Origin of the sequence: Atopomonas hussainii (assembly GCF_900109735.1) — a bacterium.
Classification (GTDB): Bacteria; Pseudomonadota; Gammaproteobacteria; order Pseudomonadales; family Pseudomonadaceae; genus Atopomonas; species Atopomonas hussainii.
Genome location: NZ_FOAS01000017.1, coordinates 43,180 through 66,901 on the forward strand (window position 1 = coordinate 43,180; position 23,722 = coordinate 66,901).

Annotated in this window: 22 protein-coding genes, 1 rRNA gene and 1 riboswitch; of the genes, 18 read left to right on the top strand and 5 right to left on the bottom strand. The window is 60.0% G+C overall.

Features of this window, described 5'->3' with window-relative positions:
* The first annotated feature begins 3 nt into the window (after window positions 1-3).
* The 7 genes from purH to arfA all read left to right on the top strand — a co-directional run bounded on the left by purH (window position 4) and on the right by arfA (window position 8,588).
* A complete protein-coding gene (purH, locus tag BMX80_RS15520) occupies window positions 4-1,611 on the top strand; it encodes a bifunctional phosphoribosylaminoimidazolecarboxamide formyltransferase/IMP cyclohydrolase (protein WP_074870270.1) in 1,608 nt (535 codons plus the stop codon).
* 208 nt (window positions 1,612-1,819) lie between these two features.
* Window positions 1,820-3,103, top strand: coding sequence for a phosphoribosylamine--glycine ligase (gene purD, locus BMX80_RS15525; RefSeq protein ID WP_074870272.1), 1,284 nt, complete (start codon window positions 1,820-1,822; stop codon window positions 3,101-3,103).
* Window positions 3,104-3,288: 185 nt separating this feature from the next.
* Window positions 3,289-6,075 (top strand): hybrid sensor histidine kinase/response regulator, encoded by a 2,787-nt coding sequence (locus BMX80_RS15530; RefSeq protein WP_074870274.1) that lies wholly within the window; start codon window positions 3,289-3,291, stop codon window positions 6,073-6,075.
* A 63-nt stretch (window positions 6,076-6,138) separates the two neighbouring features.
* On the top strand, window positions 6,139-6,741 hold the full coding sequence (locus tag BMX80_RS15535) for a MarC family protein (RefSeq protein ID WP_074870275.1): 603 nt from the start codon (window positions 6,139-6,141) through the stop codon (window positions 6,739-6,741).
* A 173-nt stretch (window positions 6,742-6,914) separates the two neighbouring features.
* On the top strand, window positions 6,915-7,349 hold the full coding sequence (locus BMX80_RS15540; protein ID WP_074870277.1) for a hypothetical protein: 435 nt from the start codon (window positions 6,915-6,917) through the stop codon (window positions 7,347-7,349).
* Between the two features lie 163 nt (window positions 7,350-7,512).
* Entirely contained in the window at window positions 7,513-8,253 is a 741-nt protein-coding gene (locus tag BMX80_RS15545; protein WP_074870279.1) for a lysophospholipid acyltransferase family protein, read from the top strand.
* 200 nt (window positions 8,254-8,453) lie between these two features.
* Window positions 8,454-8,588 (top strand): alternative ribosome rescue factor ArfA, encoded by a 135-nt coding sequence (arfA, locus tag BMX80_RS17640; RefSeq protein ID WP_328586316.1) that lies wholly within the window; start codon window positions 8,454-8,456, stop codon window positions 8,586-8,588.
* Here arfA and BMX80_RS15555 read toward each other — a convergent pair.
* Window positions 8,572-9,957 carry a DEAD/DEAH box helicase gene (locus BMX80_RS15555; RefSeq protein WP_139214173.1) on the bottom strand — a complete coding sequence of 462 codons (1,386 nt, stop codon included), beginning with the start codon at window positions 9,955-9,957 and terminating at the stop codon, window positions 8,572-8,574. The genes arfA and BMX80_RS15555 overlap by 17 nt on opposite strands.
* 78 nt (window positions 9,958-10,035) lie before the next feature.
* Here BMX80_RS15555 and bluB point away from each other — a divergent pair, with 78 nt between their 5' ends.
* From bluB to BMX80_RS15610, 11 genes are all read left to right on the top strand, one after another.
* Window positions 10,036-10,698 carry a 5,6-dimethylbenzimidazole synthase gene (bluB, locus tag BMX80_RS15560; RefSeq protein ID WP_235821661.1) on the top strand — a complete coding sequence of 221 codons (663 nt, stop codon included), beginning with the start codon at window positions 10,036-10,038 and terminating at the stop codon, window positions 10,696-10,698.
* A complete protein-coding gene (locus BMX80_RS15565; protein ID WP_074870286.1) occupies window positions 10,695-12,164 on the top strand; it encodes a cobyric acid synthase in 1,470 nt (489 codons plus the stop codon). Before bluB ends, BMX80_RS15565 begins: the two co-directional genes overlap by 4 nt.
* On the top strand, window positions 12,157-12,684 hold the full coding sequence (cobU, locus tag BMX80_RS15570; protein WP_074870288.1) for a bifunctional adenosylcobinamide kinase/adenosylcobinamide-phosphate guanylyltransferase: 528 nt from the start codon (window positions 12,157-12,159) through the stop codon (window positions 12,682-12,684). Before BMX80_RS15565 ends, cobU begins: the two co-directional genes overlap by 8 nt.
* Window positions 12,681-13,730 (top strand): nicotinate-nucleotide--dimethylbenzimidazole phosphoribosyltransferase, encoded by a 1,050-nt coding sequence (cobT, locus tag BMX80_RS15575; RefSeq protein WP_074870290.1) that lies wholly within the window; start codon window positions 12,681-12,683, stop codon window positions 13,728-13,730. The genes cobU and cobT overlap by 4 nt, the downstream gene beginning before the upstream one ends.
* Window positions 13,730-14,290 carry a histidine phosphatase family protein gene (locus BMX80_RS15580; protein WP_074870292.1) on the top strand — a complete coding sequence of 187 codons (561 nt, stop codon included), beginning with the start codon at window positions 13,730-13,732 and terminating at the stop codon, window positions 14,288-14,290. The genes cobT and BMX80_RS15580 overlap by 1 nt, the downstream gene beginning before the upstream one ends.
* A gap of 9 nt (window positions 14,291-14,299) precedes the next feature.
* Window positions 14,300-15,034: an adenosylcobinamide-GDP ribazoletransferase gene (locus BMX80_RS15585; RefSeq protein WP_074870293.1), complete on the top strand. Its 735-nt coding sequence runs from the start codon at window positions 14,300-14,302 to the stop codon at window positions 15,032-15,034.
* 58 nt (window positions 15,035-15,092) lie between these two features.
* Window positions 15,093-15,968, top strand: a complete 876-nt coding sequence (locus BMX80_RS15590; protein ID WP_139214175.1) for a hypothetical protein — start codon at window positions 15,093-15,095, stop codon at window positions 15,966-15,968.
* 54 nt (window positions 15,969-16,022) lie between these two features.
* Window positions 16,023-16,277 (top strand): exodeoxyribonuclease VII small subunit, encoded by a 255-nt coding sequence (locus tag BMX80_RS15595; protein ID WP_071872856.1) that lies wholly within the window; start codon window positions 16,023-16,025, stop codon window positions 16,275-16,277.
* Window positions 16,274-17,161 carry a (2E,6E)-farnesyl diphosphate synthase gene (gene ispA / locus BMX80_RS15600; RefSeq protein WP_074870295.1) on the top strand — a complete coding sequence of 296 codons (888 nt, stop codon included), beginning with the start codon at window positions 16,274-16,276 and terminating at the stop codon, window positions 17,159-17,161. The genes BMX80_RS15595 and ispA overlap by 4 nt, the downstream gene beginning before the upstream one ends.
* 112 nt (window positions 17,162-17,273) lie before the next feature.
* Complete coding sequence (dxs, locus tag BMX80_RS15605; RefSeq protein WP_074870296.1) at window positions 17,274-19,187, top strand: 1-deoxy-D-xylulose-5-phosphate synthase; 1,914 nt, start codon at window positions 17,274-17,276, stop codon at window positions 19,185-19,187.
* A gap of 37 nt (window positions 19,188-19,224) precedes the next feature.
* Window positions 19,225-19,426: riboswitch (cobalamin riboswitch) on the top strand.
* Between the two features lie 99 nt (window positions 19,427-19,525).
* Window positions 19,526-21,352, top strand: a complete 1,827-nt coding sequence (locus BMX80_RS15610) for a TonB-dependent receptor domain-containing protein (RefSeq protein ID WP_074870297.1) — start codon at window positions 19,526-19,528, stop codon at window positions 21,350-21,352.
* A gap of 35 nt (window positions 21,353-21,387) precedes the next feature.
* Here the strand turns inward: BMX80_RS15610 and BMX80_RS15615 are convergent, their stop codons facing one another.
* The 4 genes from BMX80_RS15615 to rrf all read right to left on the bottom strand — a co-directional run bounded on the left by BMX80_RS15615 (window position 21,388) and on the right by rrf (window position 23,531).
* Window positions 21,388-22,128 (bottom strand): helical backbone metal receptor, encoded by a 741-nt coding sequence (locus BMX80_RS15615; protein WP_235821659.1) that lies wholly within the window; start codon window positions 22,126-22,128, stop codon window positions 21,388-21,390.
* 89 nt (window positions 22,129-22,217) lie between these two features.
* Window positions 22,218-22,646, bottom strand: coding sequence for a hypothetical protein (locus BMX80_RS15620; RefSeq protein WP_071872860.1), 429 nt, complete (start codon window positions 22,644-22,646; stop codon window positions 22,218-22,220).
* Between the two features lies 1 nt (window position 22,647).
* On the bottom strand, window positions 22,648-23,265 hold the full coding sequence (gene ribA, locus BMX80_RS15625) for a GTP cyclohydrolase II (RefSeq protein WP_071872861.1): 618 nt from the start codon (window positions 23,263-23,265) through the stop codon (window positions 22,648-22,650).
* A 150-nt stretch (window positions 23,266-23,415) separates the two neighbouring features.
* Window positions 23,416-23,531, bottom strand: a 5S ribosomal RNA gene (gene rrf / locus BMX80_RS15630).
* Window positions 23,532-23,722: the final 191 nt, after the last annotated feature.

Sequence of the window (23,722 nt, forward strand, 5' to 3'; positions counted from 1 at the left end):
CTCATGACCCAAACCGCCCACCAGCCTGTACGCCGCGCCCTGATCAGCGTGTCGGACAAGACCGGCATCATCGAGTTTGCCCGTGAACTGTCTGCCTTGAAGGTGGAAATCCTCTCCACCGGCGGCACCTACAAACTGCTCAAAGACAACGGCATCGCCGCCATCGAAGTGGCCGACTACACCGGCTTCCCAGAAATGATGGACGGCCGCGTTAAGACCCTGCACCCGAAGATTCACGGCGGCATCTTGGGCCGTCGCGGCACCGACGACGCCATCATGGCCGAGCACGGCATCAACGCCATCGACATGGTGGTGGTTAACCTCTACCCCTTCGAAGCGACCGTTGCCAAGCCGGACTGCGACCTGCCCACCGCGATTGAAAACATCGACATCGGCGGCCCGACCATGGTGCGCAGCGCGGCGAAAAACCACAAAGACGTGGCCATCGTGGTTAACGCCAGCGACTACAGCGCCATCGTCAGCGAGCTGCAAGCCAACAACGGCCTGACCTACAAGACCCGCTTTGATCTGGCCTTGAAAGCCTTCGAGCACACCGCTGCCTACGACGGCATGATCGCCAACTACTTGGGCACCATCGATCAAAACGCCGCAGAACTGAGCACTCAAGAGCGCAGCGCCTTCCCGCGCACCTTCAACAGCCAGTTCATCAAAGTGCAGGACATGCGCTACGGCGAAAACCCGCACCAGATCGCCGCCTTCTATGCCGAAGCCAAGCCGCAAGAGGCGAGCATCGCTACCGCCACCCAGCTGCAAGGCAAAGAGCTGTCGTACAACAACGTGGCCGACACCGACGCCGCGCTGGAATGCGTGAAGAGCTTTACCAAGCCGGCTTGTGTGATCGTTAAGCACGCCAACCCGTGCGGCGTGGCCGTGGTGCCGGAAGACGAAGGCGGCATCCGCAAGGCCTACGACTTGGCCTACGCCACCGACAGCGAGTCGGCCTTTGGCGGCATCATCGCCTTCAACCGCGAGCTGGACGGCGACACCGCGCAAGCCATCGTCGAGCGTCAGTTTGTCGAAGTGATTATCGCCCCGAGCGTGTCCGCCGAAGCACGCGCCGTAGTGGCCGCCAAAGCCAACGTGCGCCTGCTCGAGTGCGGCCAATGGGCTGCCGAACGCGCCGCCGGCTGGGACTTCAAGCGCGTCAACGGTGGCCTGCTGGTACAAAGCCGCGACAACGGCATGATCGCCGCCGCCGACCTTAAAGTGGTTACCCAGCGCGCGCCCAGCGAGCAAGAAATCCACGACCTGATCTTCGCTTGGAAAGTGGCCAAGTTCGTCAAATCCAACGCCATCGTGTATGCCAAGAATCGCCAGACCGTGGGTGTCGGCGCCGGCCAAATGAGCCGCGTTAACTCTGCTCGCATTGCGGCGATCAAGGCCGAGCACGCCGGCCTGCCAGTACCGGGCGCGGTAATGGCGTCTGACGCTTTCTTCCCGTTCCGCGACGGCATCGACAATGCGGCCAAGGCTGGGATTACGGCGGTGATTCAGCCGGGCGGCTCGATGCGTGATGCCGAGGTGATTGCGGCGGCTGACGAAGCCGGCATTGCCATGGTATTCACCGGCATGCGCCACTTCCGCCACTAATTCGGTCGCCCAGCGACTGGCATCTGCGTCGTTGTTTCGGGCTGCGCCACTGCTCATTGCCACACAGGCAACTGCGCGCGCCCCAGCCCGAAACGCCTAGCATCGACCAGCCGCTGCGCAACCTCGCTAGCGAACGTGTGTAAAGATTTTTCGTCGGGTGTAAACCCACGTAAACGGGCCTAACGCCCGCCTCCACAGGGAGACAGTTATGAACGTATTGATTATCGGCAGCGGCGGTCGTGAGCACGCGCTGGCGTGGAAAGTCGCGCAAGACCCGCGCATCGAGACTGTATTTGTCGCGCCCGGCAATGCCGGCACCGCGCTGGAAGCCAAGTGCCAGAACGTGGCTATCGACGTGTTAGCGCTGGAGCAGCTGGCCGATTTTGCCGCCGCCAATGTACAGCTGACCATCGTCGGCCCCGAAGCGCCGCTGGTGGCGGGCGTGGTTGATCTGTTCCGCTCGCGCGATCTGGCCATCTTTGGCCCCAGCGCTGCCGCTGCGCAGCTGGAAGGCTCCAAAGCCTTCACCAAGGACTTCTTGGCACGGCAGAACATCCCCACCGCCGCGTATCAGAACTTCACCGAAGTGGAGCCGGCGCTGGCCTACCTGCAAAAAGTCGGCGCGCCGATCGTGGTTAAGGCCGACGGCCTGGCTGCCGGTAAAGGCGTGATCGTTGCCATGACCTTGGATGAAGCCGAAGACGCCGTACGCGACATGCTCTCGGGCAACGCCTTTGGCGATGCCGGTGCCCGCGTGGTGATCGAAGAGTTTTTAGACGGCGAAGAAGCCAGCTTTATCGTCATGGTCGACGGCAAAAACGTGCTGCCGATGGCCACCAGCCAAGACCACAAGCGCGTGGGCGATGGCGACAGCGGCCCCAACACCGGCGGCATGGGCGCTTACTCGCCGGCCCCGGTAGTCACCCCAGATGTGCACCAGCGCATCATGGACGAAGTGATTCTACCGACCGTGAATGGCATGGCCGCTGAAGGCAATGTGTACACCGGCTTTCTCTATGCTGGTCTGATGATCGATCAAAGCGGCGCACCCAAAGTGATCGAGTTCAACTGCCGCTTTGGCGACCCAGAAACTCAACCGGTAATGCTGCGCTTAGAATCTTCGCTGGTATTGCTGATCGAAGCCGCACTGGCCGAAGCGCTAGATAAAGTTGAAGCACAGTGGGATGCACGCCCAAGCTTAGGCGTGGTGATCGCTGCCGGCGGCTACCCCAGCGATTACGCCAAAGGCGCGGTAATCAACGGCCTAGACGCTGCCGCCGCGTTGCCGGGCAAAGTCTTCCACGCCGGCACTGCCGAAAAAGACGGCGCCGTGGTGACCTCTGGCGGCCGTGTCCTGTGCGCCACCGCACTGGGCAACAGCGTCAGCGAAGCGCAGCAGAATGCCTACGCGCTATGCCGCGAAATCAGCTGGGCAGGCAGCTTCTACCGCAGCGATATCGGCTACCGCGCCATCGCCCGCGAACAGCAATAAACGCACCACGTGGCGGCGCGCACTGGCGCCCGCCACGTTTTAACAGGCATCATCCTGTTTTAAGCAAACCCGGATTAGTCGGCAAACGCGCCGCGTGACACAGTGATTAGCGCGCCGTCATAAATTCGTGTTTCCTTAGCTATACTCACGTCGCACGACATGGACTCTAACCGGGACACGCCACATTGCGCTTGATAAGGATCATCTCGGGATTTTTTCTAGCCCTGACCCTCTTTGGGTCTGTTTCTGCGTGGGCCAACCACCCGGCAGGGCATAACTGGCAACTGCTAATCGACCCCAGCGCACGGCTCAACTTGGCCGATGTGTCCTCGGCTTTGTATCGCTCGCAATTTCGCCCTGTCGATAGCCGCAGTCTGACGTTTCCCGCCAGCTCAGCCGCTTATTGGCTTAGCGTCGAGATAGATCCACATGAGCACGAGCGCATGCTGCGCTTATTTGCCCCGGATCTGGACTACCTCGATATTTACCTGCAAGAAAACAGCGAGCTGCTGCGCCACGTCAGCACCGGCACACGTCTGCCATTTAGCTCCCGCGCGGCGGCCGATAAAGACTTTTTATTCAGCATCGAACCCAGCGCCCAGCCGCGCCAGCTGATCTTGCGCCTGCAATCAGAGCGCCCGCTGCGACCACAAATTCAGTTAGGCAAAAGCGCCGAGATTGCCAGCGCCTTACGCAGCGAAGATTTAGTGTTTGGCCTGCTGTTAGGCGCCTTGCTGATGCTGACCTTATATAACGGCGTGCGCTACTTTTATAACCGCGCCAAGCCGGGGCTTTGGCTAGCCGCCATGCACGGCGCCTTAATCTTGGCAGCACTGAGCATCACCGGCCATCTAGCCCCTTGGTTCGGTGCCTTTCAAACCCAGCAAGTATGGTTGGCGGATATTGCTCTACTGCTTGCCTTAGTGGTCATGCTGCTGTTTTTCGGGCGTTTTTTCCGCAATATCTGCCCGCTAACCCCGGTTGAGCGCTGGCTTAACATCGGCGGCGGCGGCCTTGCCATGCTAGTCACCGCCATCGGCGTGCTGTTGGGGCTGTATATCGGCGAGGTGATTTATTGGCTGGTCGCCCTGTGCTGCTTGCTCACCCTGACCACCGCCCTCATCCATTGGTTGCGCGGCTTTCAACCTGCCCGACTGCTGGTGCTCGGCAGCGGCTTATTTACCATCACCTATCTGTTCTGCATGCCCGCTTTGCTGGGCTACATGGCCATCGACAGCCTGAGCATGGCGCATGGCTTGCTGCTAACGGGGGCGGTCAGTGGCTTTCTGCTCAGCATGGCGCTCAGCGAGCGCCAGCAATACCTGCTGCGCCTGAGTATCGACCAAGGCCAAGCCAGCGCGGCCAGCCAAGCCGAAAATCGCGCCAAAGGTGAGTTTCTTGCCAAGCTCAGCCACGAAATCCGCACGCCACTCAACGGTGTACTGGGTATGGCCGAGCTACTTAACAGCACGCCACTGTCAGCCAAGCAGCGCGACTATGTGCAAACCATTCATAACGCGGGCAATGAGCTACTGACCTTGCTCAGCGAAATTCTTGATCTGTCCAAGCTGGAAAGCCAGCAGATGGAACTCGAAGAAGCGCCGATCAACCTGCCCATGCTGCTCGATGACTGCTTGGAGCAATTCCGCAGCAAGGCCGAACAACAGCACATTGAGCTGATCAGCTACTTTCAACCGCAAACCCCGCACTTACTACAAGGCGACCCCGCGCGCTTACAACAGGTGATTCGCAGCCTGCTTGAGCAAGCCTTCCTGTCCACCCAAGAAGGCGAAGTCATGCTGGTGGTTGCCGTCGAGCAGTCGCCGTCGCAACTGCGCATTGCCGTGCAATACAGCGGCAGCGCGCCGGAGAGCGAAACCCTGCAGCTGCTCATGGGCTCGCGTGAAGAACGCCGCCAAGCGCTGCTCGGCGAGTTGCATGAAGGTCGTTTAGGTCTGCTGATTGCCCGCGAGCTGATCGAACTGATGCACGGCCAATTTGGTGTCGAGCAAGGCAGCCCCGGCGGCGCAACCTTATGGTTGACCTTGCCACTGTCCGCCGAAGCTTTGGCGCACAGCCAGTTGCCAGATGAGAGCCTGCTGCAAGGCGTACGTATTTTGGTGGTGGACGACAACGAAACCTGCCGCAAAGTGCTCGAACAGCAGTGCTCCAGCTGGGGCATGCAGGTCAGCAGCGCCGCCTCTGGCCGCGAAGCCTTACCGCTGCTGCGCACCAAAGCGCATTTGGGCGAGTTCTTCGATATTGTGTTGCTCGACCAAGACATGCCCGGCATGACCGGCCTACAGCTGGCCACGCGGATCAAAGAAGACCCCAACCTTGAGCACGATGTGCTGCTGGTGATGCTCACCGGCATTACCCATGCGCCGAGCAAAATCCTCGCGCGCAACGCCGGTATCCGCCGCATTCTCAGTAAGCCGGTGGCCGGCTACGTGCTCAAGGCCACGCTCGCCGAAGAAATCGAAGCGCGCCACAAAGGCCTAGCACCAGCCCTGTTTGAACAAGAGCCGGTCAGCGACAGCCACAACATGACCCATGTGCCGGGCGACTTCCGCGTACTGGTCGCCGAGGATGACAGCATCTCCACCAAGGTGATTCGCGGCATGCTCAGTAAGCTGGACATTACCCCCGATACCGCCAGCAACGGCGAGGAAGCGCTAGAGGCAATCAAAAGCCGTCACTACGACTTGGTGCTAATGGATTGCCAGATGCCAGTGTTAGATGGCTTCAGCGCCACTGCCAAACTGCGCGAATGGGAACACCGCGAAAACCGCACACGCACCCCGGTGGTGGCGCTCACTGCACATATCCTGAGTGAACACCAGCAACGCGCCCGCGAAGTCGGCATGGATGGCCATATGGGCAAGCCCGTCGAACTCTCACAGCTCAAAGAAGTCATTAACTTCTGGCTGAACGAAAAACAGCGTAATCAGTCCCACGCCAACTCGCTGTAATCAGTACACTGCTTATCGCTAGCGCCGAGATTCACGCGGCGCTTTTTTATTGCTGAGGTTTTTATGTTGTCGACCCTGTTCAGCCTGTATCTAAAAATGTTGGTGCTTTACGGGCCGTTCTTTGTGCTGTCGTGCTTTATCAGCCTAACGCCGGGTTTTAGTGATAAAGAAAAACAGCGCTTGGCGTGGCGCGTCGGCTTATCCGTCATGATCGCCAGCATTTTGCTCTACCTGTTCGGTCGACTGATCTTCGACGCCTTTGGCATCACCATCGATGCCTTCCGCATTGGTGCCGGCACTGTGCTGTTTATTTCAGCGCTGAGCATGGCGCAAGGCCGCCCTGTGGTGCAGCCCGACAGCCTCGATCAAGACCCCACTATAGTGCCGCTGACCATTCCGCTCACTGTAGGCCCCGGCACCATCGGTGCGCTGATGGTGATGGGCGCCAGCCATGAAGACCTGACCAGCAAAGGCTTAACCATTTTGGCGATTGTCCTCGGCAGCCTGACGACCGCCGTCGTGCTGTACCTGTCAGCGCGGATCGAGCGTTTATTGGGCAAACAGGGGCTGCAAATCCTTAGCCGCCTGATGGGCTTGTTCGTTTGTGCCCTCGCCGCGCAAATTATTTTTACTGGTGTGCGCAATTATTTTGGCCTCGGCGGTTAACGCCCTGGCCGCTAGCCAGCAAAAATCACAAGCTGCTCAACAGGTTAGCGTGTTACAACGAAAACCATCATTTCCATCGATAGTTAAGATAAAAGCCATCGCCTTCTGTCGATAATTCAAATCCATACACTGGTCCTCGTCAGCAACAACCACGGTTTAACGAGGACCACATCATGAAAAAGCAACTCTTCACCGCCCTTGCCCTGATCACCCTGAGCGCCGGCGCATTCGCCCAACCCGAACAGCCCACCACCAGCGCCAGCAACGCCATCATCAACAGCACGGTAATCGCTGAAGATGGTAGCGACCGCACGCCGGGCCTACGCATCGCCGAAGACGGAAGTGACCGCACTCCCGGCCTGCGTATCGCCGAAGACGGCAGTGACCGCACTCCGGGCCTGCGCATTGCCGAAGACGGCAGTGACCGCACTCCGGGCCTGCGGATCGCTGAAGACGGTAGCGACCGCACTCCAGGCCAGCGTATCGCCGAAGATGGCAGTGACCGCACTCCGGGCCTGCGTATCGCCGAAGACGGCAGTGACCGCACTCCGGGCCTGCGTATCGCCGAAGACGGTAGCGATCGCACCAAAGCCCATCGCCATGCCTAAGTGCAGCCAGGGCGGGAGCTCCCACGCTCCCGCCGCTGGTTTGGCAAACGCTAAATTTCAGCGCTGATCGCCACCCATTCGACGCCTAATTACCGCCCTGCCATAGCCCTGATTGAGCACAACCGCTACACTGCGCGCCCCTCTTTCTCCCATGCAGGTCGTCATGCTGTTTGCTCTGCGCATGCTGCTTTTGTCAGCACACTTTCTGTTCGCCAGTGTTATTGGCCTGCTCATTGGTTTGATTCGCCCCTTTGAACCCGACAACAGCCGTCTGTGTGCACGCCTGTATTCATGGGGTGGGCGGATTATTCTTGGCTTAGAAATTCGCGCCGAAGTCGAAGCGCTAAAACAGCGCCGCACACCTTGCGTGTACGTCGCCAATCATCAGTCCAATTACGACTTATTTGTGCTCGGCACTGTCGTGCCGTACCGCACCGTGAGCATCGGTAAAGACAGCCTCAAGTTCGTGCCATTCTTCGGCCAACTGTATTGGCTGGCCGGCAACGTGCTGATTAAACGCGGCCACGCCACGCAAGCCAAGCAAGCCATGCTCGCCTCTACTGACGCTCTGCAAAACAAAGACACGTCGATCTGGGTATTCGCCGAAGGCACTCGCAACGGCGGCAACAACATGCTGCCGTTTAAAAAAGGCGCGTTCCAAATGGCGATTGCCGCCGGTGTGCCAATTATTCCGGTCTGCGTGAGCAGCTACCCCAAGCACATGAGCCTGAACGCCCTCAAAGCCGGGCTGATTAAAATTCGCGCACTGGCCGAGATCCCTACCCATGGCCTGACCATGGAAGATATCCCGCGCCTGATGCAGCAGTGTTTCGAGCAAATGCAAGCCACCATTCGCCAGCTCGATCAAGACATCGCCAACGCCCGCAAGGCCGTGCACGCATAAGTCGTTAAGCCCTTTGCCGCCTGCGCAAAGGGCCGCTTTACCCCGCCACGTTTATCACCCCATGAGGCCATATAGCCGAGCGCGCTAGACAAACCGTCACCTAGCGCGCACCCTACGCAGCGTCCACTAATACCCCAAGGATCACTGCACGTAGGAGCCACCCAATGGCGAAGAAACGCAAAGCCTCAAAAGCCAAAGCCATGGTTTGCCAAACCCAGTTTCGCAGCCGCTGCGAAACACCCGATAAAGGTCGCGGCAGTTACCAAAGGCACAAAGAAAAAGCCTCGTTGAATAACGAGGCTTTTTCTTTGGCGCGCTTTATTCTTGCGGCTTAGGCTTGCGCCGTGGCGGAGCAAAGCCATCGGCACTGCCGACGGTGGCTGGCACATCGTTGCCACGCGGTTTGGCAGGGCGTTTAGCGGCTGGCTTTTTGCCTGTTTTAGAGGCGCTTTTGCCGCTGTCTTTTTTGCCGTCTTTGTCTTTCTTCTTTTTCTTACCCACGGCTTTGCCAGAGGCTTTGAGCTTTTTCGGCCCTTGATAGCTGCCTGCCAGTTCTTTGATCTGGCGCTTCTCGAAACGCAGTTTGAGGTAGCGCTCGATGCTGGACATTAAGTTCCAGTCGTTCGGGCAAATCAGCGAGATCACTAAGCCGCCGGCGCCCGCGCGACCGGTACGGCCAATACGGTGCACGTATTCGTCACCGGAGTGCGCCATGTCGAAGTTGATCACCAACTCCAACTCGGCCACATCCAAGCCGCGCGCGGCCACATCGGTAGCCACCAGCACGCTGAACTCGCCGCGCTTAAAGCGCGCCATGATTTCTTTGCGCTCGTCGTGCTGTTTTTCGCCATGCAGCACATACACCTTGTGCTTGCAGGCACGCAGCACGCCGCCTAAGCGGTCGGCTTGCGCACGGGTATTGGTGAACACCATGGCCTTGGTGAATTGCTCATGCGCCAACAGCCATTGCAGCTGACGCTCTTTATGCGCCACATCATCGCTGGTGATGATCTGCTGGACGACCTCTGGGTTCAGCTCGCGCACGCTGTGCAAGCGTAAAAACTTCGGCTCGCGCAGCACCTGATCAATCACCCGGCCCATTGCTGCACCGCCGACGGTGGCGGAAAACAGTAAGGTCTGCCGCTCTTTATTGCACGGTGCCACCAGCTTGAGCACGTCTTCAGCAAAGCCCATATCAAGCATGCGGTCGGCTTCGTCGAGCACCAGTACTTCGACATCATCCAGCAGCAGGCTACCGGCCTCTAAATGCTCGAGCAGGCGACCGGGGGTGCCGATCACCACCTCGGGGTTCTTGCGCAAATAAGCCGCTTGCTCTTTAAAGCCTTCGCCGCCGGTGACCAGCTCGGCCTTTAAAAAGGTGAAACGGGCAAAGCGGCTGAACTCGCGCAGGGTTTGCTGCGCCAACTCGCGGGTGGGCAGCAAAATCAGCGCGCGCGTCGCCGCTTGGGGTTTGTCTTCGGCTTGCAGACGCTGCAGCAACGGCAGCAAAAACGCGGCGGTCTTGCCGCTGCCGGTTTGCGCCGTCACGCACAGATCATCACCGGCCAACGCAGCAGGTATCGCTTGCAGCTGGACTTCGGTGGGCTGGGTAAATTGCAACGCATCAACGGCTTTGAGCAAACGCTCAGACAAGCCAAAGTCGGTAAAGGCCATGGGCAACTCAATCAAATTTATCCGGTGCATAGTGTACCTGCTTGACTGCGGTCTTGTTCCCCGCCGCGTGCGATTGGCTAGAATGCACGCCCAAACCGTTGATGAGGTCTGCCTGTGAGCGACCACGCCTTTAGCGCTGCCGAGCGCGCCGCGGTGTACCGCGCCATTGCCGAGCGCCGCGACATGCGCCACTTCGCGCCCAACCAGTCGATCGGCGCCGAACAGCTTGCGCGCCTGCTCAACGCCGCCCATCAGGCGCCCAGCGTGGGGCTGATGCAGCCGTGGCGGTTTATCCGCATCACCGACCCCAGCCTGCGCGCGCGCATCGCCGATTTAGTGGAAAGCGAGCGCCAGCTCACCGCCGAAGCACTCGGCCCGCGTAAAGCCGAGTTTTTGCAGTTGAAAGTAGAAGGCATCCGTGACTGCGCCGAGCTGTTAGTGGTAGCGCTGGCCGACCAGCGCGAACAGCACATTTTTGGCCGCCGCACCCTGCCGCAGATGGATTTAGCCTCCGCCGCGTGCGCCATCCAAAACCTTTGGCTGGCGGCGCGTGCCGAAGGTTTAGGCCTTGGTTGGGTGTCGCTGTTCGACCCACAAGCGCTTGGCGAGCTGCTGAATATTCCCGCCGGTGGCGAGGCGATTGCGATTCTCTGCCTCGGCCCTGTAGAGGCGTTTTACGCCAAGCCCATGCTGGTGGAGCAAGGCTGGCGTGAGCCGCAGCCTCTGTCCGCCCTGCTCGCGGAAAACCACTGGCCGGAGGCCGCCGAATGACAGGCATGTTGATGGTGCAAGGCACCACCTCCGACGCTGGCAAAAGCACCTTAGTCGCCGCGCTATGCCGTTGGGCCAAGCGCCAAGGCGTCAACGTAGCGCCGTTTAAACCGCAAAACATGGCGCTGAACAGCGCGGTTACCGAGGATGGCGGCGAAATTGGCCGCGCCCAAGCGGTGCAAGCGCAAGCCTGTGGCCTACCGCCGCACAGCGATATGAATCCGGTGCTGCTCAAGCCCAGCAGCGACATGGGCGCGCAAGTGATCATTCAAGGCCGCGTGCTCAATCAGCAAGACGCCGTCAGCTATCACGCCTACAAACCCAAGGCCATGCAGGCGGTGCTGGAGAGCTTTCAGCGCTTACGCCAGCAGCATGCCCTCGTCTTGGTGGAAGGCGCGGGCTCGCCGGCAGAAATCAATCTGCGTGACGGCGATATCGCCAACATGGGTTTTGCTGAAGCGGCGGACTGCCCGGTGATTGTGATTGCCGATATCGATCGTGGCGGCGTGTTTGCCCACTTGGTCGGCACCCTCGCGCTGTTGTCGCCCAGCGAGCAAGCACGAGTGAAAGGCTTTGTGATTAATCGCTTTCGCGGCGATATCGCCCTCTTACAACCCGGCCTCGATTGGCTGGAGGAGCGCACCGGCAAACCGGTACTCGGCGTGCTGCCCTACCTGCACGACTTGCACCTAGAAGCCGAGGACGCCATCGACAACCGCCAGCCGACGAAAACCAGCCAGCCGCTTAACGTGGTGGTGCCGGTGCTGCCGCGCATCAGCAACCATACGGATTTCGATCCGCTGCGCCTGCATCCGCAGGTCAATCTACGCTTTATTGGCGCCGGCGAGCGCTTGCCGGCGGCCGATCTGATCATTCTGCCGGGCAGTAAAAACGTCCGCGCCGACTTAGCCCATCTGCGCCAGCAAGGCTGGGCCGACGACATCCAGCGCCACCTGCGTTACGGCGGCAAACTGCTAGGCATCTGCGGCGGTCTGCAAATGCTCGGGCAACGTATCGACGACCCCGACGGCTTAGAAGACCAGCCCGGCAGCTGCGCCGGTTTAGGCTGGCTAGCCCTGACCACCGAGCTAAAAGCGCATAAACAGCTACACCAAGTCAGCGGGCATCTAGCCGATGGCAGCGCCGTGAGCGGCTACGAAATTCACGCCGGCATCAGCCAAGGCTCTGCACTGGCCTCGCCGTTTGCCGTGTTAAGTGATGGCCGCACTGATGGTGCGCGCAGCGACGACGGGCAAATTCTCGCCACCTATCTGCACGGCTGCTTTGAGCAGCCCAGCGCCCTCACCAGCCTGCTCAACTGGGCAGGCTTGGCGCAGCCTGCGGCCTTCGACTACCACGCCCTGCGCGAAGCCGACCTCGAGCGCTTGGCCGATTTGGTCGAGCAGCATTTAGACCAAGCTACACTGCGAAGTATCTGTGGCATTGAGGCAAAGCCCCATGCATGAGCTGATTCTGGGCGGTGCACGCTCAGGCAAAAGCCGCTTGGCCGAGCAGCGTGCCCGCGCCTCTAACCGGCGCGTGCTCACCATCGCCACCGCACAAGCACTGGACGAAGAAATGGCTGCGCGCATCGCCAAACACCGCGCCGACCGCCCCGCCGATTGGCCGGTGATCGAAGAGCCGCTGGCCTTGGCCGAGGCGCTTAACCAAGCCTGCGCCGCCGACACCTGCGTGATTGTCGACTGCCTCACTCTGTGGCTCAGTAATCTGCTGCTGCAAGACAACCCGCAGCGCTTGCAGCAAGAAGTCGATGCCCTGCTCGCTGGCATCAGCACGCTGCCGGGGCAGGTGCTATTAGTCAGTAACGAAACCGGCTTAGGGGTTATCCCCATGGGCCAGCTGAGCCGCGATTTTGTTGACCAAGCCGGCTGGCTGCACCAAGCCCTTGCCGAGCGTTGCCAGCGCGTGACTTTTTGCGTAGCCGGGCTGACCATGACCTTAAAACCCAGCAAGGATCACCCATGAACGACTGGCTGTTCGATGACTGCGCCGACCCCAACGAAGAGGTGCGCCAGCAAGCCATCGCCCATCAACGTCAGCTGACCAAACCGGCTGGCAGTTTGGCCGAGCTGGAAGACATCGCCATTCGCCTCGCGGCCTTGCAAGGACACCCCGACCCGCAACTGGAGCGTCTGTGGATCTGTGTGTTTGCCGGCGATCACGGGGTGATGGAAGAAAACGTCTCGGCCTATCCACAAAGCGTGACCGCGGAAATGCTGCGCAACTTTGCTAGCGGCGGCGCGGCCATCAGCGTGCTCGCCCGCGGTTTAAACGCCCCGCTGGAAGTGATCAACTTAGGCTGCGTGCAAGACCCGCCCGCCATCGACGGCGTCACTCACCTAGCCCTCGGCCCCGGCACCGCTAATTTGGCCAAACACCCGGCCATGACCCGCCAGCAACTCAGCGCCGCGCTCGCCGCCGGACGCGACAGCGTTGAGCGCGCCTTAGGCGCCGGCACGCAGCTGTATATCGGCGGCGAAATGGGCATCGGCAACAGCACCGCCGCCGCCGCACTGGCCAGCGCGCTGCTGAGCATGGACCCCGCGCGCCTCACCGGCCCCGGCACCGGATTAAACACCGCTGGGGTCAGCCATAAAGTCACGGTCATTCAACAGGCGCTCAGCCTGCATGCCGAGCACTTGAACAATCCGCTGAACTGCCTGCGCTACTTAGGCGGCTTCGAGGTTGCTGCCTTAGTGGGCGCCTACATTGCTTGTGCGCAAGCCGGCATTGCCGTGCTGGTCGATGGTTTTATCTGCTCCAGTGCAGCCTTATGCGCAGCACGAATTAACCCCGCCTGCGGCGACTGGCTGTTCTTTGCCCACCAAAGTGCCGAGCCGGGACACAAGCTGCTGCTGCAAGCGCTGGATGCCAAGCCACTGCTGAAACTCAACCTGCGCTTGGGCGAAGGCTCCGGTGCGGCATTGGCCACCCCGCTGATGCAGCAAGCCGTTGCCTTGCACAACCAGATGGCGACCTTTAGCAGCGCCGGCGTAAGCGACAAACACTGATGCCGCTCTACGCCCTGCGCCACGGCGCCACGCCCACCGGCGGCTTTCGTGGTCGCTTAGATGACGAGCTGACTGCCGAAGGCTGGGCGCAGATGCACGCAGGCCTTACAGATGCGCCCGCGTGGCAAGCCATCGTCAGCTCGCCCTTAAAACGCTGTCGGTTATTTGCCGAACAACTGGCCAGCCAGCTCGACTTACCCCTAACGCTGGATGAGCAACTGCGCGAGCTGGACTTCGGCCAGTGGGAAGGCCGCAGCGCCAGCGACTTGCTGGCCGACCCAGCGCAAGCCGATGCACTGAGCCGCTTCTGGCAAGACCCGTATCAGCACCCGCCCAGCGGCGGGGAAAACCTGCACGCCTTTGAGCAACGGGTGATGGATGCTTGGCAGCGGCACTCACAGATAGCACACCAGCACACCGTGTTATTGGTCTGCCACGCGGGGGTTATTCGCCAGTTACTGCGCCTTGCCAAGCGCGAGCCGCGCAGCGCTCTGATGCAAGCGATGGTCGAACATGGCAGTCTGCATGCCATCCCTTTATTTGCGCCGCACAGTCACTGAGGAGCCCGCATGCGTCCCGCGTTGATCGCCCTGCAATTTCTGACCCTGCTACCGATCAAACTGAGCAGCCCGCCCACCCTGCGTGAGCAAGGCTACTCGCTGGCGTTTTACCCGTGGGTAGGCCTGCTGCTCGGCGCCTTGCTGTGCCTGCTACTAAGCCTCGTCAGTGACAGCAGCCCAGCGCTGCAAGCCGGTTTATTGCTGACAGCCTGGGTCGTGCTGACGGGCGGCCTGCACCTAGACGGCCTAGCCGACAGCGCCGATGGCTGGCTGGGCGGCTTAGGCAATCGTGAGCGCACCCTAGAGATCATGCGTGACCCGCGCTGCGGCTCGGTCGCGGTGATCACTTTAGTGCTGGTTTTGCTGCTCAAATGGCTAGCGCTGTGGAGCTTGCTGGAGGGCAGCCTGCCGCTCTGGCCAGTGCTGCTGGCGGTACCGCTACTGAGCCGCGCCAGCCTACCGCTGCTGCTACTCAATACCCCTAACGCACGGCCGGATGGCTTGGCCGATCAACTGCGCCGCAACGCCCCGGCGGCCTTGTGCCGAGTCAGCGCCTACGCCGGCTTAGTGATGGCTGTAGCGCTACTGTTTGGCGCCTGGCTGGCGCTGGCCATGACAGCCCTGCTGGCGTGGTTGCTGCTGCGCAGCATGCAGCGCCGCCTAGGCGGCGTGACTGGCGACACTGCCGGCGCATGGGTCGAGCTGATCGAATGCACCCTGCTGCTCGGTTTGGCGCTGGCGTAACACGACAAGCTCGACGGCAACTTCTACACTCATGCCATGCACTCGGTAGGTTTTGCGCATGCCAAGGTTTCGGCGTTACACCACGATTGCGGTAAGGATGCTTGCGCTGTGCTGCTTACTGCTGCCACCTCAGCTCATGGCCGAAGAGCATGAGCTGCCCTTGCTGGTGCCTGACCTTCCCCCCAGCGAGCGCACCCTCGACCCCGATTTTTTTGTTCAGCTCATCCACCTGCTGCAAACGCAGGTTAGCCATCGTGTGCTGCAAGGCAGTGCCGAGCCGGTCAGCCGCTTACTGCAACGCTTAGAAGCCGGCGAAGACGCCTGCGTACTAGGCCTACTACGCAGCCCGCAACGCGACCAATATGCCCAGTTCGTACCCGTTGCGCCCCTCTTGCCTATGCAAGCGGTGATCCGCAAAAACGAGCAAAGCACCTTGGTTGGCTCACCAGAAGACTGGCCCATCAGCATACAAACGCTGCTCGATAATCCCGACCTGCACGGCGTGCTGATTGAGCGGGTGTACACCCCTGCACTCCAGCAGGCGCTGTCAGACGCCCAAGCCACGGTGGAATTCATCGGCGGCGCGGCCAGCAGTCAGCGGGTTTTAGCCATGCTGGAACGCCAACGTGGCGACTTCACCTTAGAGTTTCCCGCCGTGCTGCAACGCCACTACCCCACAGCCCAACAACAGCCCTTTATCAGCGTGCCGCTGCAAGAAGCCCGCGAGCTGATCGAACTGGGGCTGTATTGCCCGCGCAGCACTTGGGGTAGCTACAGCGCCGACGCACTCATGCAGGCCTCTGCGCAGCTGGCCCGCGAGCCCGCTGCGATTATCCGCTTGGTCAAACAGGCCCACGGCCGCTATCTCCACACTGACGACCTAGCACAGGTAAAACGCTACTTTGCTGCCCGCCGGCAGACGCCCGCGGATTGAGCCAAACCGGCTGCTCTGTTAGCCTGCCGGCCTGTTTTAGCGAGACACAGCACCATGGCACGCAAGAAGACCAGCCCCGACTTTGAAACGGCTCTGAGCGAGCTGCAAACCCTCGTCACGCAACTAGAAAGCGGCGAGCTGAGTCTGGAAGCCTCGCTGGCGGCCTTCGAACAAGGCGTGCGCTTAACCCGCGACTGCCAAAGCGCCCTCAGCCAAGCCGAGCAGAAAGTCAAAATTCTGCTGGAGCGCGACGGCGAGCTAAGCGAAGCCGATCTCGACACCGGCGCAGACGCAGGCCACGAGGCATGATCGACGCCTACCTAGCGCGCTGCCGCGAACGCCTGCAACCACAACTCAAAAGACTTTTCCAAGCCCCACTGCCCAGCCTTGAGCGCCTCTACAGCGCCATGGATTACAGCGTCAGCAATGGTGGCAAACGCGTGCGCCCGCTGCTCGCCTACGCCAGTTGCGAAGCCTTAGGTGGCAGCATGGAGCAAGCCGACGCCGCCGCCAGTGCGGTCGAGCTGATTCACGCCTACTCGCTGGTGCACGATGATTTACCGGCGATGGACGACGACGACCTGCGCCGCGGCCAGCCGACCTGCCATATCGCCTTTGATGAAGCCACCGCCATCTTGGCCGGTGACGCCCTGCAAGCGCTGGCTTTCGAGCTATTAAGCGACGCCGCACGCAATCCACTGAGCGCCGAGCTGCGTCTGCAAATGACCTTAGAGCTAGCCCGCGCCGCAGGCCCAGCCGGCATGGTCGGCGGTCAAGCGATTGACCTGGCCGCTGTCGGCCATAAGCTCAACCAAGCCGCGCTGGAGCAAATGCACCGGCACAAGACCGGCGCCTTAATCGTCGCCAGCGTACGTCTTGGCGCACTGGCCAGCACTCAGGCCGACAGCCGCGCACTCGCCGCACTGACCCGCTACGCCGAGGCCATCGGCCTAGCCTTTCAAGTGCAGGACGACATCCTCGATATCGAAAGCGATACCGCCACGCTGGGCAAACAGCAAGGCGCCGATATCGCCCGCGACAAACCCACCTACCCAGCGTTGTTAGGCTTAGACGCCGCCAAGGCCTACGCCCGCGAGCTGGAAGCACAGGCACTGGCCACACTGGCCGATTTCGACCAACGCGCCGAACCGCTGCGGGCACTGGCGCGCTATATCGTCAGTCGCCAACACTAGCGCCTCCCCAAGCAAACGCTGTAATTACAAAGCCCCATGCGACGCAAGGCTTTGGCAGCCTGCCGGCATACGGTAAACTTGCGGGTCTTTGTTTGCCTGAGCTGTTTGTCTGATGCCCAAGACGCTGCATGAAATCCCCCGCGAGCGCCCGCTAACGCCGTTATTAGACAACGCCAGCACGCCCGATCAACTGCGCCTCATCGGCGAAGACCAGCTGCCCGAATTGGCGCATCAGCTGCGCGAGTACCTGCTCTACAGCGTGGGGCAAACCGGCGGGCACTTCGGTGCCGGCCTTGGCGTGGTCGAGCTGACTATTGCCCTGCACTACGTCTTCAACACCCCCGAAGACCGCCTCGTGTGGGACGTCGGCCATCAGGCTTATCCGCATAAAATCCTCACTGGCCGTCGCGAACAGATGAGCACCCTGCGCCAGAAAGACGGCCTCGCCGCCTTCCCGCGTCGCAGCGAAAGCGCCTACGACACCTTTGGCGTTGGCCACAGCAGCACCAGCATCAGCGCCGCACTGGGTATGGCGATTGCCGCGCGCTTGCAAGGCTCAAGCCGCAAAAGCATTGCCGTGATTGGCGACGGCGCGCTCACCGCCGGCATGGCCTTTGAAGCACTTAACCATGCCTCGGACGTCAACGCCGACATGCTGGTGGTGCTCAACGACAATGACATGTCGATCTCGCGCAACGTCGGCGGCTTGTCGAATTACTTGGCCAAGCTGCTGTCCAGCTCGACCTACGCGCACCTGCGCGAAAACAGCAAAAAAGTCCTCTCGCGCCTGCCGCATGCGTGGGAGCTAGCGCGCAAAACCGAAGAGCACGCCAAAGGCATGCTGCTCTCCGGCACCTTATTTGAAGAGCTGGGCTGGAACTATATCGGCCCCATCGACGGCCACGACCTGCCGACGCTAATCGCCACGCTGCGCAACATGCGCGACCTCAAAGGCCCGCAGTTCCTGCATATCGTGACGAAAAAAGGCAAAGGCTTCGCGCCGGCTGAAGCCGACCCGATTGGCTATCACGCCATCACCAAGCTGGAAAAACCCAACAGCGCGCCGAAAGCCCAAGGCGGGCCGAAGTACTCCAACGTATTCGGTCAGTGGCTGTGCGACATGGCTGCCGCCGACGAGCGCTTAGTGGGCATCACTCCGGCAATGAAAGAAGGCTCGGACCTGATCGCCTTTAGCGAGCAATACCCCGAGCGCTACTTTGACGTGGCGATTGCCGAACAACACGCCGTCACCCTCGCCGCCGGGCTTGCCTGCGAAGGCGCCAAGCCGGTGGTGGCGATTTATTCGACCTTCTTGCAGCGCGCTTACGATCAGCTGGTACATGACGTGGCGGTGCAAGACCTCGATGTGCTGTTTGCCATCGACCGCGCCGGTTTAGTCGGCGAAGACGGCCCCACCCATGCGGGCAGTTTTGACCTGTCCTACCTGCGCTGCATCCCCGGCATGCTGCTGATGACCCCCAGCGACGAAAACGAGCTGCGTCAGATGCTCACCACCGGCCATCACTACCAAGGCCCAGCTGCGGTGCGCTACCCGCGCGGTACAGGCCCAGGCACGCCGATCAGCCAAGCCCTCGACAGTCTGCCGATTGGTAAAGGCGAAGTGCGCCGTCAGGGTAGCGACGTGGCTATCTTGGTCTTCGGTGTGCAGCTAGCCGATGCCCTGCAAGCAGCAGAAAATCTCAACGCTACTGTGGCCAACATGCGCTTTGTTAAACCGCTGGATGAAGCCTTAGTGCGCGAGCTGGCCAGCCAGCACCGCCTGCTCGTCACTGTGGAAGAGAACAGCATCATGGGTGGGGCCGGCAGTGCGGTGAGCGAATGCTTAGCCGCGGCCGGCATCAGCATCCCGGTGCTGCATTTAGGCCTGCCGGATTATTACGTCGAACACGCTAAGCCCGCGCAAATGCTCGCCGAGTGCGGCCTAGACGCTCAAGGTATTCAGCGCGCCATCGAGCAGCGGCTGCCCATGATCACCGTCAACGGTGTTTCGCCGCTAAGCAAGTAAACTCGCTTGCAAATTTCAGGCGCACGCTATACGGTGCGCCCCGTTTTATCGTTCAGGTGCCCAGCAACACTGGGTTAAACGGGAAGTCAGGTGCGCTTCATGCCAAGCCTGCGCTGCCCCCGCAACGGTAACCGACCGCAGCACGCTGCAACCGCTTCGCAATAGCCACTGTGCCCTGCATGGGAAGGCGCGAATGTCGGGTCGGGAGCCCGGAAACCGGCCTGCACGATGCGATAGGTGTTGCGGAGGGCGATACCGTCAAGCGTGCTGCTCCCTGCTGCGCGTTTGCTCCTGCCCTTCTCAAAAGTCTTCTTCCCTGCTTTTGAGGATGTTCCATCATGCGTTTTTCCTTAGCGCCACTGGCCCTTGCCATGGCTGTCACGCCGTCTCTTGCTCTATCCAGCGAGCCTCTAGTCGTCACCACGGCCGGGCGCACAGCACAGTCACTCAAACAAACCACCGCAGCCGTAACTGTGCTTACGCGCGCCGACCTTGAGCGGATTCAAGCCACCTCGGTGCCTGAAGCACTGCAGCGCGTGCCCGGCGTGCAAATTAGCCCCAGCGGCGGCGCCGGCAGTACCACCGGCATTTTTCTGCGCGGTGCCAGCAGCGAACAAACTCTGATTCTGGTCGACGGTCAGCGCATCAACAGCGCCACGCTAGGCTCTGCATCGTTACAACACCTGAACATTGACCAAGTGGAACGCATCGAAGTCGTCCGCGGCCCACGCTCTGCTTTATATGGCTCGGAAGCCATCGGCGGGGTCATCCAGATCTTCACCCGTCAGGGCTATTACAACCAAGGCCTTAAGCCCCGTGTAAGCTTCGCTGGCGGCACCGAAGGCACTTGGCGCCGCCACATCGGCCTCAGCGGTGGCGACGCCAAGACCCGCTTTGACTTAAGCGGCAGCCTGAACGAAACCCAAGGCATCGACTTCAGCGAAAACCGTAACGGCCGCCTGTCGGACCACGACGCCTACCGCCAGCAAGCCTACAGTGCCAGCTTGGCCCACCAGTTGAATGATGACCTAGAAGTTGGCCTAAACACTCAAGAGCAATCTGGTCGCCTTGAATACGACAACACCTTTTCCGCCACTCAAGAGCCCTACAATCGCTTTGAAATCAGTGCCAGCAGCTTGTTTGCCAACTGGCGCGCTTCGGATCTACTCACCACGCGCTTAGAGATCGGCCACAGTGAAGACCGCAGCCGCAATCTGGTTAAAAACAGCACCAGCGAAAGCGTGTTCAACACCTACCGCGACAGCGCTAGCTGGCTAAACACCCTCACCCTGAATGAGCAACACAGTGTGCTGGCGGGCCTAGACTGGCAAGAAGACCGTATCCATAGCAGTAATAACTACGCCAAAGATCAGCGCATCAACCGGGCCGCGTTCGTGCAGCACCGCTTTAACGGCGAATACTTCAGCACCGAGTTGGGTGTACGCCACGATGATAACGAGCATTACGGCGAGCAAGACAGCTGGAATGCCTCCACGATCATCCCCCTAGCCAGCACCACTCAGCTGGTACTGGGCTACAACGAAGGCTTCCGCGCGCCAACCTTTAACGACCTTTACTACCCCGGTAGCGAGAGCCCCGATCTCAAGCCTGAAACCTCAAAGAACTACGAGATTCAGCTACGCGGCGAACACTGGCAAACACAGTGGAGTGCAACCGCCTTCCGCAACAACGTGCAAGAGCTGATTGAATGGGCGCCCATCGCCCCCGGCTCATGGACTTGGAAGCCCAGCAACGTCAAAGACGCTCGCCTGCAGGGTATCGAACTGGAAGCCAAACGAAGCATCTTCGGCTGGAACACTCGTCTAGCCGCCAGTTTTGTGGACCCGCGCGACCGCGAAAGCGGCCACACCCTGCAACGCCGCGCACGGCGCACACTTAACCTAGATGTCGACCGACAAATCGGCCTGTTCTCCGTCGGCGCAAGCTGGCACGCGAGCAGCATGCGCTTCCAAAATACCAGCAACACCACCGAGAGCGGCGGCTATGGCGTGGTTGATCTGCGTGGGAGTTGGCACATGAGCGACGAACTGCGTTGGGATCTAAAAGTCACCAACCTGCTAGACAAGCACTACACCGTCGTCGAAGGTTACGAGCAACCCGGTACTGGCGCGTTACTAGGCCTAACCTGGACACCGCCCCTGTAAAAACGACCGAACTAGCCAGAGCCGCCGCACTCTGGCTAGTTCGCCTTACGCAAAGCCTCACAGAGTTGCTCTACCGCATCAATCATCTGAAAACTCGGGCGCTCTAGCTGACGAGTATCCAACAACCAAATCTGCTGCTTCTGCGCAGCGGCCAATTGCGGGTACTGCTGCCAGAAGCGAGTATTCTGCGCCGCATCGTCCGAGCCCAAAATAATCACATCCGGGTTGGCCGCTAACACTGCCTCTGGCGACACCACAGGGGCAGCTTGGCTCAGCGCCGCAAACACATTGCGCGCCCCGCAGACACGCAGCGCATCGGTGATCGGCTGCGGCCCGCCTAAGGTATACATAGGCCGATGCCACACTTGGTAAAACACCTTAAGCGGCGTAACCCGTTGGTAGCGCTCAGTCAACTTCACTTGTCGCTCAGTGAACTGCTTAGCCAGCCATTCACCTCGCTCTGCCCTACCTAGACGCGCGCCTAAATCACGCAACTGGCGCGGAATATCCGCCATACCTTTTGGCGTCGCTACCCATAAAGGCACCTCAAGGGCCTGTAGCTGGGCTAATAGACGTGGTGTTTCACCGCCGTCCCACAGTAAGACTAAGTCAGGGTTAAGGGCGAGCAATTGTTCGGCAGAAACATCGGTATAACGCCCTAGCGACAGCGCGTGCTTCACCGCGTGGGGACGCTCACCCGCATCCACCATGGCGAGCAATTGCGCTGCGCCACCCAGCTCCACTAACAGGTCGGTGGTGCTGGGCGACAAGCTCACCACACGCTGCGGCGCTGTAACCTCTGCTGCTCGCACATTGGCCGAAAGCACTAGAGCAATAAGCATTGCCAGTGCGGCCAGTCCAACCCTCACGAGTTTTGCGCACCTAAGCGTGGCGGTACCTTATAGAGCTGCAGCAAGCCAAGACTGCCTAACAGCAACATCATCAATGGTATGGCTGACAGCCCTGCGAAGCAGTCTACTGCGCCTAGCCACGCCGGCAGTGCTGCCGTCCAACAGGCATTACGGCGCACCGCCGCTAAGGCAATCCACGCGCGCGGCTCTTCATCCGTATCCAAAACGCGCTCAACCTCAAGCAGCGCGCGCTTATAGCGCTGGAAAGCCGGTAAAGATAAGAACACGCATGCGCTAGCAAAGAGAAATAACGGGAACGACAGCTCGGCCGGCAATAACCGCTCAGTGGAAAGAAAGTTGGCAATCAGCGGCGGCAGCAGCGTCATCATCAAATGCTGCCACCACTGCGCCTTTAACCGGCGTTTTACTTCGCCGCGGGTCATGTCAGTCCTCGGCCACTTCGCCTTGGTGCAGATTGCCTAGCATGTGACCTAGCTTTCCGGCTTTGGTGAGCAAATAGCGGTGATTATGCGGGTTAAGACCTGTCTGCAACGGCACGCGCTCGGCCACTTGAATGCCCAGCTCGGTCAGCGCATTAACCTTACGCGGGTTGTTGGTCATTAGCTTTAAGCTGCTAATCCCCAAGTGCTGCAACATCGGCAAACACAGGCGGTAATCGCGCTGATCTTCAGCAAAGCCCAAGCGCAAATTGGCCTCGACGGTGTCCGCACCGGCATCCTGCAATTCATAGGCGCGAATCTTGTTGAGCAAACCAATGCCGCGGCCTTCTTGACGCAGGTACAACAGCACACCACGACCTTCATTAGCGATAGCCTGCAATGCGCCCTCCAACTGAAAACCACAGTCACAGCGCAGACTAAACAGGGCATCCCCCGTCAGACATTCAGAGTGCAAACGGCCCAATACCGGAGCGCCATCACTGACATCCCCAAAGGTTAAAGCAACATGCTCTTTCTCGGTTCCCTCTTCGCGGAAACCGTGCATGGTGAACTCCCCAAACGGAGTTGGCAGCTTGGAAGCGGCGACAAACACAACAGACACCGGAACACTCCTCAACAGGCAAGGGCGGCATTGTAACAGGGTAACGCCCTAGAAAAACCTTCTAACTAGCGCGCTTAGTCCACGCTATAAGTTTTCAACCGCGCAAAGACAAAGCCCCTGAGCTTTTGCTCAGGGGCTTTGGTTTTAGGTGCTTGACGATGACCTACTCTCACATGGGGAGACCCCACACTACCATCGGCGATGCACCGTTTCACTGCTGAGTTCGGAAAGGGATCAGGTGGTTCCAGTGCTCTATGGTCGTCAAGCAATTCGGTTGGATATCCGTATTGCGTACGTCTATCCGAATTGGGTATGTGATTTGGTATTACGAGTTCAACAAGCTTTCGGCTTTGTTTCGTTTACCACTGCAATCTCAGATTGCTTGGGTGTTATATGGTCAAGCCTCACGGGCAATTAGTACTGGTTAGCTCAACGCCTCACAACGCTTACACACCCA

What these genes read in the sequence shown, in the direction of transcription:
- purH (WP_074870270.1), top strand. Translation starts at nt 4, where the DNA reads ATGACCCAAACCGCCCACCAGCCTGTACGCCGCGCCCTGATCAGCGTG.
- purD (WP_074870272.1), top strand. Translation starts at nt 1,820, where the DNA reads ATGAACGTATTGATTATCGGCAGCGGCGGTCGTGAGCACGCGCTGGCG.
- BMX80_RS15535 (WP_074870275.1), top strand. Translation starts at nt 6,139, where the DNA reads ATGTTGTCGACCCTGTTCAGCCTGTATCTAAAAATGTTGGTGCTTTAC.
- BMX80_RS15540 (WP_074870277.1), top strand. Translation starts at nt 6,915, where the DNA reads ATGAAAAAGCAACTCTTCACCGCCCTTGCCCTGATCACCCTGAGCGCC.
- BMX80_RS15545 (WP_074870279.1), top strand. Translation starts at nt 7,513, where the DNA reads ATGCTGTTTGCTCTGCGCATGCTGCTTTTGTCAGCACACTTTCTGTTC.
- arfA (WP_328586316.1), top strand. Translation starts at nt 8,454, where the DNA reads ATGGTTTGCCAAACCCAGTTTCGCAGCCGCTGCGAAACACCCGATAAA.
- BMX80_RS15555 (WP_139214173.1), bottom strand. Translation starts at nt 9,957, where the DNA reads ATGCACCGGATAAATTTGATTGAGTTGCCCATGGCCTTTACCGACTTT.
- BMX80_RS15565 (WP_074870286.1), top strand. Translation starts at nt 10,695, where the DNA reads ATGACAGGCATGTTGATGGTGCAAGGCACCACCTCCGACGCTGGCAAA.
- cobU (WP_074870288.1), top strand. Translation starts at nt 12,157, where the DNA reads ATGCATGAGCTGATTCTGGGCGGTGCACGCTCAGGCAAAAGCCGCTTG.
- cobT (WP_074870290.1), top strand. Translation starts at nt 12,681, where the DNA reads ATGAACGACTGGCTGTTCGATGACTGCGCCGACCCCAACGAAGAGGTG.
- BMX80_RS15580 (WP_074870292.1), top strand. Translation starts at nt 13,730, where the DNA reads ATGCCGCTCTACGCCCTGCGCCACGGCGCCACGCCCACCGGCGGCTTT.
- BMX80_RS15585 (WP_074870293.1), top strand. Translation starts at nt 14,300, where the DNA reads ATGCGTCCCGCGTTGATCGCCCTGCAATTTCTGACCCTGCTACCGATC.
- BMX80_RS15590 (WP_139214175.1), top strand. Translation starts at nt 15,093, where the DNA reads ATGCCAAGGTTTCGGCGTTACACCACGATTGCGGTAAGGATGCTTGCG.
- BMX80_RS15595 (WP_071872856.1), top strand. Translation starts at nt 16,023, where the DNA reads ATGGCACGCAAGAAGACCAGCCCCGACTTTGAAACGGCTCTGAGCGAG.
- ispA (WP_074870295.1), top strand. Translation starts at nt 16,274, where the DNA reads ATGATCGACGCCTACCTAGCGCGCTGCCGCGAACGCCTGCAACCACAA.
- dxs (WP_074870296.1), top strand. Translation starts at nt 17,274, where the DNA reads ATGCCCAAGACGCTGCATGAAATCCCCCGCGAGCGCCCGCTAACGCCG.
- BMX80_RS15610 (WP_074870297.1), top strand. Translation starts at nt 19,526, where the DNA reads ATGCGTTTTTCCTTAGCGCCACTGGCCCTTGCCATGGCTGTCACGCCG.
- BMX80_RS15620 (WP_071872860.1), bottom strand. Translation starts at nt 22,646, where the DNA reads ATGACCCGCGGCGAAGTAAAACGCCGGTTAAAGGCGCAGTGGTGGCAG.